General features: G+C 71.0%; 13 protein-coding genes. 12 read left to right on the top strand and 1 reads right to left on the bottom strand.

All coding sequences use genetic code 11. The annotated features are described in order from the left end of the window. Positions 1-336: 336 nt before the first annotated feature. Positions 337-1353 carry a LacI family DNA-binding transcriptional regulator gene (locus ACZ3I3_RS31975; RefSeq protein WP_467370739.1) on the bottom strand — a complete coding sequence of 339 codons (1017 nt, stop codon included), beginning with the start codon at positions 1351-1353 and terminating at the stop codon, positions 337-339. 87 nt (positions 1354-1440) lie between these two features. Between ACZ3I3_RS31975 and ACZ3I3_RS31970 the strand changes: the two genes are divergently transcribed. The 12 genes from ACZ3I3_RS31970 (at position 1441) to ACZ3I3_RS31915 (ending at position 13886) form a co-directional block, all read left to right on the top strand. Further along, the gene (locus tag ACZ3I3_RS31970; protein WP_467370738.1) at positions 1441-2700 is read left to right on the top strand and encodes an MFS transporter; all 1260 of its coding nucleotides are present in this window, start codon (positions 1441-1443) and stop codon (positions 2698-2700) included. A 9-nt stretch (positions 2701-2709) separates the two neighbouring features. Further along, the gene (gene pafA / locus ACZ3I3_RS31965) at positions 2710-4071 is read left to right on the top strand and encodes a Pup--protein ligase (RefSeq protein WP_119101884.1); all 1362 of its coding nucleotides are present in this window, start codon (positions 2710-2712) and stop codon (positions 4069-4071) included. Between the two features lie 192 nt (positions 4072-4263). After that, positions 4264-5244 carry an FKBP-type peptidyl-prolyl cis-trans isomerase gene (locus tag ACZ3I3_RS31960; RefSeq protein ID WP_467370735.1) on the top strand — a complete coding sequence of 327 codons (981 nt, stop codon included), beginning with the start codon at positions 4264-4266 and terminating at the stop codon, positions 5242-5244. Positions 5245-5299: 55 nt separating this feature from the next. Continuing rightward, a complete protein-coding gene (locus tag ACZ3I3_RS31955) occupies positions 5300-5671 on the top strand; it encodes an FKBP-type peptidyl-prolyl cis-trans isomerase (protein WP_248507422.1) in 372 nt (123 codons plus the stop codon). A gap of 129 nt (positions 5672-5800) precedes the next feature. Further along, positions 5801-6778, top strand: coding sequence for a helix-turn-helix transcriptional regulator (locus ACZ3I3_RS31950; RefSeq protein ID WP_467370733.1), 978 nt, complete (start codon positions 5801-5803; stop codon positions 6776-6778). Positions 6779-6796: 18 nt separating this feature from the next. Next, positions 6797-7876, top strand: coding sequence for a helix-turn-helix transcriptional regulator (locus ACZ3I3_RS31945; RefSeq protein ID WP_467370732.1), 1080 nt, complete (start codon positions 6797-6799; stop codon positions 7874-7876). Positions 7877-7976: 100 nt separating this feature from the next. Next, entirely contained in the window at positions 7977-8270 is a 294-nt protein-coding gene (locus tag ACZ3I3_RS31940) for a hypothetical protein (protein ID WP_467370730.1), read from the top strand. 45 nt (positions 8271-8315) lie between these two features. Further along, positions 8316-8510 (top strand): hypothetical protein, encoded by a 195-nt coding sequence (locus ACZ3I3_RS31935; RefSeq protein ID WP_467370729.1) that lies wholly within the window; start codon positions 8316-8318, stop codon positions 8508-8510. 259 nt (positions 8511-8769) lie between these two features. Further along, on the top strand, positions 8770-9051 hold the full coding sequence (gene tatA / locus ACZ3I3_RS31930; RefSeq protein ID WP_010045330.1) for a Sec-independent protein translocase subunit TatA: 282 nt from the start codon (positions 8770-8772) through the stop codon (positions 9049-9051). Between the two features lie 47 nt (positions 9052-9098). Continuing rightward, positions 9099-10061, top strand: a complete 963-nt coding sequence (gene tatC / locus ACZ3I3_RS31925) for a twin-arginine translocase subunit TatC (RefSeq protein WP_467370727.1) — start codon at positions 9099-9101, stop codon at positions 10059-10061. A 31-nt stretch (positions 10062-10092) separates the two neighbouring features. Beyond that, positions 10093-10983: a diacylglycerol kinase gene (locus ACZ3I3_RS31920; protein ID WP_467370725.1), complete on the top strand. Its 891-nt coding sequence runs from the start codon at positions 10093-10095 to the stop codon at positions 10981-10983. A 56-nt stretch (positions 10984-11039) separates the two neighbouring features. Beyond that, complete coding sequence (locus tag ACZ3I3_RS31915; protein ID WP_467370724.1) at positions 11040-13886, top strand: DEAD/DEAH box helicase; 2847 nt, start codon at positions 11040-11042, stop codon at positions 13884-13886. Positions 13887-14120 lie beyond the last annotated feature (234 nt).

Here is a 14120-nt window from a genome sequence, read left to right as displayed (position 1 = left end):
GCCCCCGCGGCGGCGGGCGGGGGGGGGCCGGCGCCCGCCCCCCGCGCCTGTGCCTGCGGCGGCCTGTGGCTGCTTCGGTGGGGGTGCGCGTAGCGCCCGCGGCCGGCTTGTGGGTCGGGGCCGCGCCGGGGGGTGTCCGTCCTCGGAACGGCGCGATGGGGTCACCTACCAACTGACTGGCGTTGACGCGCCAACCGCTGCGGGCGGACACCCCCCGACACGTCCCCTTCTCGCCGTGCGCGGGTGCGGCTGCGTGGTGGCTTAGCTGCCTGCAGGCCGCCGCGGCACCCCGTAACGCCGGGTTGCGGACCCACCCGGCCTTCGCACCAGCGGACGCTACCGCGCTCCCGGCGGTGCCGTAGAGCCCCGTACCACCAGCCGCACCGGGATGTCCCCGCTCTCGGGCTCGCGGCCCTCCAGGACGGCCAGCAGCGCCGCCATACCCCGCTCACCGAACGACTCGGCGTCGAAGCGGACCGTCGTCAGCTCCGGGTCGATCGCCGTGGCCAGGGCGAGATCGTCCAGGCCGGTGACCGACAGGTCGTCCGGGACGCGCAGGCCCAGGCGGCGAGCTGCCTTGTACGTGCCGGCGGCCAGCAGGTCGTCGTCGCAGACCACCGCCGTGGGGCGCGGGCCGGGTCCCGAGAGGGCGGTTTCGGCCGCGGTCACCGCGCCCTCGATGGAGATCGGTGAGCGAGCCGTACGGACGGACGTGCCGGGCACCCCGGCCAGACGGGCCGCCAGCTCCCGGGCGCGTACCTCGAAGGTCCAGGACGGCACGTCCGCCGCCAGGTGGAGGAACCGCCGGTGGCCCAGGGACAGCAGGTGGTCCGCGACCTGACGGACACCGTCGGCGATGTCCAGGTTGACCGTCGCCGCCCCCAGGCTGCCCGCCGGGTCGCTGTCCAGCATCACCAGCGGCAGCGCCTCCCCGCGGATCGTGGTCAGCGCGTCCGCGGCCATGGAGGACGCGATGACGCCGTCGAGGGCGGCCTGCGCGGAGGCGAAGGGGTCCCGGGCGGGGCCGATGCCCTCGGGGGACGGGTAGAGGACCACGCCGAAGCCGTGCTCGGCGGCGACGCGGGTGGCGCCCGTGTAGACACCGGCGAAGAACTCCGTGGTCAGGGCCGGGACCACCAGCAGGACCGTGCGGGTACGGCCCAGGCGCAGGTTGCGGGCGGCCAGGTTCGGGCGGTAGCCCAGGTCGCGGGCCGCCTCGCGGACCCGCTGAGCGGTCGCCTCCGAGACGCGGCCGTGCCACTTGTCCCCCAGGACCAGGGAGACCGCCGCCTGGGACACGCCGGCGGCCTGGGCGACGTCCCGGCTCGTGGGGCGGGTGCTGCCTCGTGCCACCGGCGGGGTGCTCCTTCGTCTGGACTCGCGAACAGCGGCCATGGTACGTATGAGGCAGACGTTATACGTACAACCTAAGCGGGGGACATGGCTACGGGCTACCTGGAGATACTTCGGGCGCGACACGCCGCCCGGCTGCTCGTCGGCACGCTCGTCGGCCGGCTGCCGAACGCGACGGCGGCCATCGCGATCCTGCTGTTCGTACGGGCCGAAGGCGGTTCGTACAGCCTCGCGGGGGCGCTCGCGGGTGTGTACGGCGTCGCCAACGCCGTGGGGCAGCCGGTGCTGGGCCGGCTCGTGGACCTGCGCGGGCAGCCGCGCGTGCAGCTGCCGGCGGCCGTTCTCTCCGGGCTCGCCATGGCCGTCTTCGCCTTCGCCGGGATCGGATCGCTGCCCCTCGCGTACGCCGCCGTGGCCGGTGCCGGGCTCTTCACGCCGCCTCTCGAAGGCGGGCTCCGGGCCCTGTGGTCGTCGGTCCTCCGCAAGGAGGAACACGTGCACACCGCGTACGCCATGGACGCCGTGGCCCAGGAGGTGATGTTCACCGTCGGACCGCTGCTCGTGACGCTGTGCGTGTCCCTGTGGTCCGCCCAGGCCGCGCTGCTCGTGCTGAACGTGGTCGGGGTGCTGGGTGCGCTGTCCGTGGTGGTGTCGCCGCCCTCGCGCGCGTGGCGGTCCGCGCCGCGTGAGGCGCACTGGCTGGGCGCGCTGCGCTCGGCGGGGCTGCTCGCCCTGCTGGCGGCGTTCCTGTTCATCGGGATGGCGCTCGGCTCCATCACGGTCGCCTCGGTGCCCTACGCCGACGACCACGGTGGTGACGTCGTGTACGGCTGGCTGATGGCCGCTCTGGGATTCGGGGCGCTGGTCGGCGGCAGCGTCTACGGGGCCCGGCAGTGGGCCGGCGAGCCCGCGCGGCGACTGCGGGTGCTGGTGGCCCTTCTGGTGGTGTGTTACCTGCCGCTGCTGCTCATGCCGGACGCGGTGCCCATGGTGGCGCTGACCGCCCTCGCCGGGGTCTTCCTCGCACCCGCCATCGCCTGCGCGTTCGTCCTGGTGGACCGGCACGCGCCGCGCGGCACGGTGACCGAGGCGTTCTCCTGGCTGGTGACGACGTTCACCGTGGGCCACTCGGTCGGAACGGGCGTCGCGGGGCCCGTCGTGGAGACGGGCGGGGCACTGTGGGGCTTCGCCGTGCCGGGGGTCGCGGGCGGCGTGTCCCTGCTGGTTTTGACGGCCACGGGGCGGGTACTCGCAGCTCCCGGCGGGGGAGCGGTGGTTGCCGCCGGTTCGGAAAATGATCCAAACCGTGCCGTCGAACCCCGTTTCAGTTCAGGGGATCGGGCGTAATGTTCCCTCATGGACCGCCGCATTTTCGGGCTGGAGAACGAGTACGGCGTCACGTGCACGTTCAGGGGACAGCGCCGCCTGTCTCCTGACGAGGTGGCGCGGTACCTCTTCCGCCGTGTCGTGTCATGGGGCCGCAGCAGCAATGTCTTTCTGCGAAACGGCGCCCGCCTCTATCTCGACGTGGGTTCACATCCGGAATACGCCACACCCGAATGTGACAACGTGACCGAGCTGGTCACCCACGACAAAGCGGGCGAGCGCATTCTCGAAGGACTCCTGGTGGACGCCGAACGACGCCTGCACGAGGAGGGAATCGCGGGCGACGTCTACCTCTTCAAGAACAACACCGATTCAGCGGGCAACTCCTACGGCTGCCACGAGAACTATCTGGTCGCCCGGCACGGGGAGTTCTCCCGGCTCGCGGACATTCTGATTCCGTTCCTGGTCACACGGCAGTTGCTGTGCGGCGCGGGAAAGGTGCTCCAGACGCCGCGCGGTGCCGTGTACTGCGTCAGCCAGCGCGCCGAACACATCTGGGAGGGCGTCTCCTCGGCGACGACCCGCTCCCGGCCGATCATCAACACGCGTGACGAGCCGCACGCGGACGCCGAGCGCTACCGCCGCCTGCACGTCATCGTGGGCGACTCCAACATGTCCGAGACGACCATGCTGCTCAAGGTCGGCGCGACCGACCTGGTGCTGCGCATGATCGAGGCGGGCACCGTGATGCGGGACCTCACCCTGGAGAACCCGATCCGGGCGATCCGCGAGGTCAGCCACGACATCACCGGCCGCCGCAAGGTCCGCCTGGCCAGCGGACGCGAGGCCTCCGCCCTGGAGGTGCAGCGCGAGTACTACGAGAAGGCCGTGGACTTCTGCGAGCGCCGCGGCATCCGCACCGGCACCGTCGAGCAGGTCCTGGAGCTGTGGGGCCGCACCCTGGACGCGATCGAGACCGAGGACCTCGACCGCATCGGCACCGAGATCGACTGGGTCATGAAGTACAAGCTCCTCGAGCGGTACCGGGCCAAGCACAACATGACCATGTCGCATCCGCGCGTCGCGCAGATAGACCTCGCCTACCACGACATCCACCGCCGTCGCGGCCTGTACTACCTGCTCGAGAAGAAGGGGCAGGCGGCGCGCATCTGCAACGACTTGAAGATCTTCGAGGGCAAGTCCGTTCCGCCGCAGACCACTCGGGCCCGGCTGCGCGGCGACTTCATCCGTCGCGCTCAGGAACAGCGCCGTGACTTCACGGTCGACTGGGTGCACCTCAAGCTCAACGACCAGGCCCAGCGCACCGTGTTGTGCAAGGACCCGTTCCGTTCCGTGGACGACCGGGTGGAGAAGCTGATCGCCGGAATGTGAGCCGGTTCCGGCCAGTCCGGTAAGCCGGTGCCCGGAGGTTTTCGGACCTCCGGGCATCGGCCCTTTTCCGTTCCGGACCCGCCCGTACGGGAGCGGCCCGGGTGCGTCGTGTCGCGCGGTGAGGCGAGTGAGGAGCGTGTACGCCGTAGAGTGGCGGCCATTGCCCCCACACCACCGATCCCAGTTGGACTGATGAACTACAACACGAAACGACGCGTGGCCGCGCTGCTGGCCGTTCCCGCCCTGTTGTTCACCGCCGCGTGCGGATCGGACGACGGGAACAACGGCGACACGGCGGAAGGCGTCGCCGAGGTCACGGGGAAGGTCGGGGCGAAGCCCGAGATCTCCGTGCCCAAGGACGGCAAGCCGTCGGACAAGACCGTGGTCAAGACGGTCTCGGCGGGCAGCGGAAGCCCGATCAAGGGCTCGGACTTCGTCCGCCTGGACTGGACCGTCGAGAAGTGGGGCGGTGGCCAGGATCTCGGCGGTACCTGGGCCGCGGGATCGACGGGTGACAAGGCGCCCCGACGGCAGTCCATCGAGCAGATCGGCAAGCCGAGCCAGCAGCTCCCCGCGAAGGTCCTCGACGCGGTGAAGGGCAAGAAGCCCGGCAGCCGGATCCTGGTGCAGGGCACCGCGGGCGACCTGATCGGCCAGAGCCTGAACACCTCCTCGGGGATCGCCGCTAAGGACGTGCTGATCTGGGTGGTCGACCCGGTCGGTGCCGCGAGCGTCGACTCCAAGGGTGAGGCCAAGGGCGAGCAGGCGCCCTCCGAGGCGGGCATGCCCGAGGTGAAGTCCCCGTCGCAGAAGGCCGCGGAGATCACCGTCCCCAAGGGCGAGAAGGCTCCCAAGGACCTCAAGGAGCAGGTGCTGATCAAGGGCGACGGCAAGAAGGTCGAGGCCGGGCAGGGCCTCATCGCCCAGTACACCGGGGTCAAGTGGGAGGACGGCAAGAAGTTCGACTCCTCCTGGGACCACGGCGGGGCCACCGCCTTCCAGATCGGCAACGGCTCCGTGGTGGCGGGCTGGGACAAGGGCCTCGTCGGCAAGCACGTGGGCGACCGCGTGCTGCTGGTGATCCCGCCCTCGCTCGGCTACGGGGCGAGCCCTCAGAGCGAGCTGGCCAAGAACACCCTGGTCTTCACGGTGGACATCCTCGGCACGGTCTGACCCGGCCGGTCTGTGAGACTGTTCCCGACGCAGGTCACGTAACAAGGAGAGACAAGTGAGCATCGACAAGCCCGAGATCGACTTCCCGGGCGGCGAGCCCCCGGCGGACCTCGAGATCAAGGACATCTGGGAAGGCGACGGCCCGGTCGCGCAGGCCGGCCAGACCGTCACCGTGCACTACGTCGGCGTGGCCTTCAGCACGGGCGAGGAGTTCGACGCCAGCTGGAACCGCGGCACCCCGTTCCGCTTCCCGCTGGGCGGCGGCCGGGTCATCAAGGGCTGGGACCAGGGCGTGCAGGGCATGAAGGTCGGCGGCCGCCGCCAGCTGACCGTCCCCGCCCACCTCGCCTACGGCAACCAGAGCCCGACCCCTCTGATCAAGCCGGGCGAGACGCTGATCTTCGTGGTCGACCTGCTCGGGGTCTGAGCAGGATCCGAACAGACTCGATCACGTGGGGCCCATGCCTGTTCGGGCATGGGCCCTCGGCTTTTGCCGGGCCACCACGGGGCGGTACGGTCAACGTCGTCAAGCACCATAGGGAGGCGAAGCGCGTCGATGGCCATTGCCAAGGCCGAGCGGCTGATGAACCTGGCGCTGTGTCTGCTCGGGACGCGGCGGCCGCTCAGCAAGCGTGAGCTGCGCGACTCCATCGAGGCCTACGTCGAGGCCTTCGGGCCGGGCAACGGCCCGGGCGGCAACGACGATTCCTTCAACCGCATGTTCGAGCGGGACAAGGACGATCTGCGCGAGCTCGGACTGGTCATCGAGACCGTCGAGAGCCTCGACGGCGAGGTCGGCTATCTGGCCCGCCGCGACAGCAACCGCCTCCCGCCCATCACCCTGGACGCCGAGGAGGCCGCCGCACTCGGGCTCGCCGCCAAGGTGTGGCAGCAGGCCCGGCTCGCCGGCGCCGCCAGCGGCGCCCTGCAGAAGCTGCGCGCCGCGGGACTCCCCGAGGACGTCGACCCGTACGGGGCGCACGGCGCGCTGGAGCCGCGCATCCCGGTGCACGAGGCGGCGTTCGAGCCGCTGATGCTCGCCTGCCGGGACCGCAGGCCCGTCGTGTTCGACTACCGCAAGGCCACCGCCGCCCACCCCGAGCAGCGGCACGTGGAGCCGTGGGCGCTGGAGTGCTGGCGGGGCCACTGGTACCTGGCGGGCTGGGACCGCGACCGGGGCGCCGAGCGTGTCTTCCGGCTGTCCCGGATCACCGGCAAGGTCCGCTCGCGCGGCGGCCGGTACACCGCCGACGTGCCGGACGTCGTCACCGTCCGTGAGACCGTCGCGAGCTGGGCCGGGGAGATCACCGACCGCTCGGCGCGGATCCGGCTGCGCTCGGCCGCGGGGTACCCCCTTCGGGCGAAGGCCACCTCGGTCCGGGAACTCGGTGACGGCTGGGACGAGTTGGAGATTCCGTACGGCCACGGGCTGGATGCCTGGCTGGTGGAGTTCGGGCCGGACGTGGTCGTCCTGGAGCCCGCCGAGCTGCGGGCCGACGTGGTGGACCGGCTGCGGGCCGTGGCCAAGGGCTGAGGGGGAGCGGACGAGACAGTGGCAGGCAAACCGGTCAGGCCCGTGAACGCCATCGACCAGACCAGACGGATGCTCTCCCTGGTGACGTATCTGAGGGAGCGCCCCGGAGCCCGGGTCGAGGACGTCGCGCGCGCCTTCGGCATCACCGAGGACGAGCTGGTCTCCGACCTCGACGTGCTGCCCATGTGCGGCACCAGCTTCCGCGGCGGTGACCTGCTCGACATCGACACCGACGGCGAGCGCATCTGGTGGCACAACCCGGCCGCCCTCGCGGCAGAGGCGGCCGAGCCGCTCAGGCTCGCCGCCGACGAGGCCACCGCCCTGCTCGTCGCCGCCCGGGCCGTGGCCACGCTGCCCGGACTGCGCGAGAGCGACCGGCAGGCCCTGCTGCGGGCCACGGCCAAGGTGGAGACGGCGGCCGGCGAGGCGGCGGGCGCCAGCTCGCGGCTGTCGGTGACCTTCGAGTCCGAGGGCGGGGTCTTCGCGGACGTCGACCGGGCGATCGCCGAGCGCCGCCGACTGTGGATCCGCTACTACTCGCCCGCGCGCGACGAGGTCACCGAGCGGGAGATCGACCCGATCCGCCTGGTCAGCGTCGGGCACACCTATGTCGAGGCCTGGTGCCGCCGCTCGGAGGCGCGCCGCACCTTCCGGCTGGACCGGGTCGCCGAGATCAAGATCCTCGACGAGCCGTCGGCGCCGCCCGAGATCGAGCTGCGGGACCTGTCCGAGGCGCTGGTGCAGCCCGCGGCCGAGGACCCGGAGGTCGTGGTCGAGGTCGGGCCCGGCGGCCGCTGGGTCGCCGAGTACTACCCGCACGACAGTGCGGATGAGCTCCCGGACGGCGGCCTGCGAATCACTCTGCGGACCCCCGAACCGGCGTCGCTGCGGCGGCTGGCGCTGCGGCTCGGGCGGGACGGCCGCATCGTGTCGCCGCCCGAGCTGGCGGACAGCGCCCGGCAGGCGGCCCGCGAGGCGCTGGCGGCGTACGACGGGATCGAGGTCGTGGAAGCGGCCGGCGGGGCGGAGGCCGGCGACGCGGGCGGACCGGTTGCGGTGCACGCTGTCGCGGACGGGCCGGACGGCAGACGCGAGTGAGCCGCGGGTGCCACCGGCGTCGACGGCCGGAGCCGGTCGTCCCGCGACGCCGGCCATGGCGCCCGCGAGGCGAACGACCCGAGAAAGAGGAGCCAGGGCTGTGAGCGAGTCGGTGACGTCCGGTGCGGCGGGCATGACGGTGGAGTCCGCGTTCGCCGGGATGAGGAGCGTGGCCCCGGTGGTGTTCCGGGCGGGCTGCCCGGACTGCCGGGAGCGCTTCGAGCTCACCGCGGGCGCCCTGCGCCTCGCCATCGGCGCCACGAGCCGTACGACCTTCTACTCCTTCACCTGCCCGGAGTGCGGCGCCGCCGTCCGCAAGCCCGCGGGGGAGCGGATCGTGGAACTGCTCACCGACGGCGGGGTACGCACCCTGCGGCTGCACTCCACCGTCTAGTGGGCCGGGGAATCCGGCCCGTCGGAAGGGTCTAGGCTCGGCGTCATGTTCTGGCCGATGTTCGCGATTGCCATGGGATTCGTGGGTCTCGCCGTGCTCGGGGTGCTCGCCGTGCGGGTCTTCGTCGAGGCACAGCGCCTGGGCAGCCAGGTCTCGGACTCGGCGCGCCGTATCAACCGGGCCGCCGAGGACCTGGAACGGGCGGCGGAGAGCGCGGCCCGGTCCGTGGACGCCCTGTGAGCTGTCCGGCAGACGGCTGTGAGTCCGGCATTGGGACACTTCGCCCTGTCACCTCGGCGGTTCGGACAGGTACGCTGCTGGTCGCGGTCCGGTTAACGAGGCACTGGCCGCGGACGGGAGTACGCACAGGGGATGCAGAGGGATTGCCTCACGTTTACCCCTGAGCGTTACGATCGCTGTCAACACGATCGTTCGGACACATGTCCGACCGGTCGGACAGCACCCCACCACAGCCGCCTCGGTGAGAAGGTAAAGACTTATGTTCGGAAGGCTCGGAGCCCCCGAGATCATTCTCATCCTCGTCGTCATCATCCTGCTGTTCGGCGCGAAGAAGCTTCCGGACATGGCTCGGTCGCTCGGCAAGTCGGCCCGCATCCTCAAGAGCGAGGCCAAGGCCATGAAGGACGAAGGCAAGTCGTCCACGACTCCGGCCGGCCCGCCCAACAACGACGAGCCCTCGCAGCGCACCATCCAGGCAGCGCCCGGTGACGTGACCAGCTCCCGCCCGGTCAACGAGCCGACGGACACGACCAAGCGCTGACGCAGGGCCGGTGACCTCCGGCCCGCCGCACGAGATGGGAACGTGGGTTGCTGAAGTCTGCCCGCAAAAAGGAGAGGGATCCCGAGGGGCGGATGCCCCTCGCGGAGCACCTTCGCGAGCTCCGCAACCGGCTCGCCAAGGCGATTCTGGCGATCGTCGTCGTCACGGTCTTCGCCGCCTTCTTCTACAACGACATCATCAACTTGATCACCAAGCCGATCCTCGACTCGGTCGGCTGTGACAAGACCTTCGCGGAACTGGCCCAGTCGCAGCCGGGTTCGAAGCCGTGCGCGCAGATCACCATCAACGGCCTGCTCACCCCCTTCACGCTGGCGCTGAAGGTGTCCCTGATGGCCGGTGTCGTCCTGGCCTCGCCGATCTGGCTGTACCAGCTGTGGGCCTTCATCGCGCCCGGCCTGCACCGGCACGAGAAGAAGTACGCCTACGCCTTCGTCGGCACGGGCGCCCCGCTGTTCCTCGTCGGTGCCTACTTCGCGTACACGGTCCTTCCCACCACCGCGAAGGTGCTGCTCGAATTCACCCCGGGCGGCACGTCCAACCTCCTCCCGCTGGACGACCTGCTCGACCTGGTCATGCGGATGGTGCTCGTCTTCGGCCTCTCCTTCGAGCTGCCGCTGCTGCTGGTCATGCTCAACGCCACGGGCGCGATCACCGGCAAGCGCATGCTGGGCTGGTGGCGCGGCATGATCATGGGCATCACGGTGTTCGCGGCCATCGCCACGCCCAGCACCGACCCGCTGACCATGCTGGCGCTCGCCGGGCCGATCTGGATCCTGTACTTCGCCGCGGTCCTCTTCTCCCTGCTCAACGACCGCCGCCGCAGCCGCCGTGAGGCGCTCGGCCCCGCCGACGACGAGGCCTCCGAGCTGGACCTCACCCCCGACGACATCGGGGAGATCGAGCCCGTGACGACAAGCCGCGCCGCCCTGCCCGAGCAGGCGAGCGGGGACCGCACGGACCGGGTCAACGGTTATGACGACGTGACCTGAAGATCGGCGGGCAGCTCATAGGGTCGGTCGCGTGACCAGCGAGATCACCCTCTTCGTCAACCCCACCGCGGGTCGCGGCCGGGGCGCCCGCGCGGCGCAGCCGGCCGCTTCCGCTTTGCGGGCGGCCGGTTACTCGGTGCGCACGGTGCTCGGGGAGGACGCCGCGGACGCCCTCACCCGCGCGCGTGCCGCCGTCGCGGGCGGCACCGGAGCGCTGATAGCCGTCGGCGGCGACGGCATGGCCCAGCTCGCCCTGCGGGCGGTCGCGGGCACGAGCACCCCGCTCGGCCTGGTCGCGGTCGGCACCGGCAACGACTTCGCCCGCACTCTCGGTCTGCCCGTGCGCGAGCCCGCCGCCGCGGGCCGCATGATCGCCGACGCCCTCAAGTGCGGCCGGCTGCGCGACATCGACCTCGGCCGGGTGGGGGACCACTGGTTCGCCACGGTCCTCGCCTCCGGCTTCGACTCCCGCGTCAACGACCGGGGCAATCGCATGCGGTGGCCCTCCGGCCGCTTCAAGTACGACCTCGCGATGATCGCCGAACTCGCCGCGTTCCGGCCCGTCCCGTACCGGATCCGCCTGGACGACGGCGAGGTCCGCGAGATCGAGGCGACCCTCGTCGCCGTCGGCAACGGCTCGTCGTACGGCGGCGGCATGCGGATCTGCCCCGGCGCCGACCTGACCGACGGGCTGTTCGACATCACCGTGGTCGGGGACTGCGACCGTACGACGCTGCTGCGGGTGTTCCCGCGGGTGTACCGCGGGACGCACATCGAACATCCGAAGGTGACCGTGCTGCGGGCGGCCCGGGTCGAGATCGCCGCCGAGGGGGTCACCGGGTACGCGGACGGGGAACCGCTCGGCCCGCTGCCGCTGGCCGCGCGCTGCGTGCGCGGGGGCGTGCGGGTCGTCGGCCCCTGAGCGGCGCTGCCCCTGAGCTGCGCCTATCCCCGGTTTCACAGGAACGGATCCGGATAATGATCGTCCTGTTGTCAGTGCGGCCCGGTACGCTCGAAAGCACGATGACAGAGGATCTCTCACCGGCCGAGCGGTACGCGGCAGCCCGTAAGCGTGCTGCCGAGCAGGCCACCGCGCTCGCCTCCTTCCGCGAGATGTACGACTTCGGCCTCGACCCCTTCCAGATCGAGGCCTGCCAGGCGCTCGAGGCGGGGAAGGGCGTGCTGGTCGCCGCGCCCACCGGCTCCGGCAAGACCATCGTCGGCGAGTTCGCCGTCCACCTCGCCCTCCAGCAGGGCAAGAAGTGCTTCTACACGACACCCATCAAGGCCCTGTCGAACCAGAAGTACGCCGACCTGTGCCGCCGCTACGGCACGGACAAGGTGGGCCTGCTCACCGGCGACAACAGCGTCAACTCCGACGCCCCGGTGGTCGTGATGACCACCGAGGTGCTGCGGAACATGCTGTACGCCGGTTCCCAGACCCTCCTGGGCCTCGGCTACGTGGTCATGGACGAGGTGCACTACCTCTCCGACCGGTTCCGGGGCGCCGTCTGGGAAGAGGTGATCATCCACCTCCCCGAGTCGGTCACGCTCGTCTCCCTCTCGGCGACCGTGTCGAACGCCGAGGAGTTCGGCGACTGGCTCGACACGGTCCGCGGCGACACCGAGGTGATCGTCTCCGAGCACCGGCCCGTGCCGCTGTTCCAGCACGTGCTGGCCGGGCGGCGGATGTACGACCTGTTCGAGGAGGGCGAGGGCCACAAGAAGGCCGTCAACCCCGACCTCACGCGCCTGGCGCGCATGGAGGCGACCCGGCCGTCGTTCCAGGACCGCCGGCGCGGTCGGCTGCGCGAGGCCGACCGCGAGCGTGAGCGCAGACAGCGGTCCAGGGTGTGGACGCCGAGCCGACCGGAGGTCATCGAGCGGCTCGACGCCGAGGGGCTGCTGCCCGCCATCACCTTCATCTTCAGCCGCGCCGCCTGCGAGGCCGCCGTCCAGCAGTGCCTGTACGCGGGGCTCCGGCTGAACGACGAGGAGGCCCGCGAGCAGGTCCGCTCCCTCGTAGAGGAGCGCACGGCGTCCATCCCGCGCGAGGACCTGCACGTCCTCGGCTACTACGAGTGGCTGGAGGGCCTGGAGCGCGGTATCGCCGCCCACCACGCGGGCATGCTGCCGACCTTCAAGGAGGTCGTCGAGGAGCTGTTCGTACGCGGCCTGGTCAAGGCCGTGTTCGCGACCGAGACCCTCGCCCTCGGCATCAACATGCCCGCCCGTTCGGTGGTGCTGGAGAAGCTCGTCAAGTGGAACGGCGAGCAGCACGCGGACATCACCCCGGGCGAGTTCACGCAGCTGACCGGGCGGGCCGGGCGGCGCGGCATCGACGTCGAGGGCCACGCCGTGGTGCTGTGGCAGCGCGGCATGAACCCGGAGCACCTGGCGGGCCTGGCGGGCACGCGCACCTACCCGCTGCGGTCCAGCTTCAAGCCGTCGTACAACATGGCGGTCAACCTGGTCGAGCAGTTCGGCCGGCACCGCTCGCGCGAGCTGCTGGAGACGTCCTTCGCGCAGTTCCAGGCCGACAAGTCGGTCGTCGGGATCTCCCGGCAGGTGCAGCGCAACGAGGAGGGTCTCGAGGGCTACAAGGCCTCCATGACCTGCCACCTCGGCGACTTCGAGGAGTACGCGCGGCTGCGCCGAGAACTGAAGGACCGGGAGAACGAGCTGGCCCGGCAGGGCGCGGCACAGCGGCGCGCGGAGGCCGCGGTCGCGCTGGAGAAGCTGAAGCCCGGTGACGTCATCCATGTGCCCACCGGCAAGTACGCGGGCCTGGCCCTGGTGCTGGACCCGGGCCTGCCCGCGGGCCGTTCGAACGGCCATCGCGGATTCGAGCACCACGACGGGCCGCGCCCGCTGGTGCTGACCGCCGAGCGGCAGGTGAAGCGGCTGGCGGCCATCGACTTCCCGGTGCCGGTCGAGCCGCTGGAGCGGATGAGGATCCCCAAGTCCTTCAACCCCCGTTCCCCGCAGTCCCGTCGGGACCTCGCGTCCGCGCTGCGCACCAAGGCCGGGCACATCCCGGCCGACCGGCACCGCAAGCGCCGCTCCCAGGCGGCCGACGACCGCGAGATCACCCGGCTGCGGACCGCGCTGCGCGCGCACCCCTGCCACGGGTGCAACGACCGTGAGGACCACGCCCGTTGGGCCGAGCGGTACCACCGGCTGCTGCGGGACACCTCGCAGCTGGAGCGGCGCATCGAGGGCCGTACGAACACGATCGCGCGGACGTTCGACCGGATCGTGGCGCTGCTGACCGAGATGGACTACCTGCGCGCCGACGAGGTCACCGAGCACGGCAAACGGCTCGCGCGGCTGTACGGCGAGCTGGACCTGCTCGCCAGCGAGTGTCTGCGCGAGGGCGTCTGGGAGGGGCTCGGCCCGGCCGAACTGGCGGGATGCGTCTCGGCGTTGGTGTACGAGGCGCGGGTCGGGGACGATGCGCTGGCGCCGAAGCTGCCGTCGGGCAAGGCCAAGGCCGCGCTGGGCGAGATGGTGCGGATCTGGGGGCGGCTGGACGCGCTGGAGGAGGAGTTCCGGATCAGCCAGACCGAAGGGGTCGGGCAGCGGGAACCGGACCTCGGGTTCGCCTGGGCCGCGTACATGTGGGCCTCCGGGAAGGGGCTCGACGAGGTGCTGCGCGAGGCCGAGATGCCGGCGGGCGATTTTGTGCGGTGGTGCAAGCAGGTCATCGACGTGCTGGGGCAGATCGCTGCGGCGGCTCCGCAAGGGTCTTCCGTGGTGAAGAACGCCCGTAAGGCCGTTGATCTGTTGCTGCGGGGGGTTGTCGCCTACTCGTCGGTGGGGTGAGCTTGTTGCGCGAGTGCCGGTTCGTTGTGGTTGCTCGCGCAGTTCCCCGCGCCCCTTAGGGGGCGTTTTCCCGAAGCCCCTCACCCGTTGAGGTGAGGGGCTTTCGTATGCCTGTTCGCCGTTACTGGTCGTATTCGAACGGTGTCGCAGCGTGTAAACGACTGAGCGTACTATCCCTTCGCGTCCGGTTTCCGGCAGTTGCTGAATATGACACGGCGATGATCCGGTCGGACT

It is taken from the genome of Streptomyces sp. NPDC016851 (assembly GCF_055562795.1).
This window is presented reverse-complemented; position numbering and strand designations above follow the sequence as displayed.

Excerpts from the sequence above, each read along its gene's own strand:
- ACZ3I3_RS31970 (WP_467370738.1), top strand. The coding sequence starts at position 1,441 with ATGGCTACGGGCTACCTGGAGATACTTCGGGCGCGACACGCCGCCCGG.
- tatA (WP_010045330.1), top strand. The coding sequence starts at position 8,770 with ATGTTCGGAAGGCTCGGAGCCCCCGAGATCATTCTCATCCTCGTCGTC.
- ACZ3I3_RS31960 (WP_467370735.1), top strand. The coding sequence starts at position 4,264 with ATGAACTACAACACGAAACGACGCGTGGCCGCGCTGCTGGCCGTTCCC.
- pafA (WP_119101884.1), top strand. The coding sequence starts at position 2,710 with ATGGACCGCCGCATTTTCGGGCTGGAGAACGAGTACGGCGTCACGTGC.
- ACZ3I3_RS31935 (WP_467370729.1), top strand. The coding sequence starts at position 8,316 with ATGTTCTGGCCGATGTTCGCGATTGCCATGGGATTCGTGGGTCTCGCC.
- ACZ3I3_RS31915 (WP_467370724.1), top strand. The coding sequence starts at position 11,040 with ATGATCGTCCTGTTGTCAGTGCGGCCCGGTACGCTCGAAAGCACGATG.
- ACZ3I3_RS31950 (WP_467370733.1), top strand. The coding sequence starts at position 5,801 with ATGGCCATTGCCAAGGCCGAGCGGCTGATGAACCTGGCGCTGTGTCTG.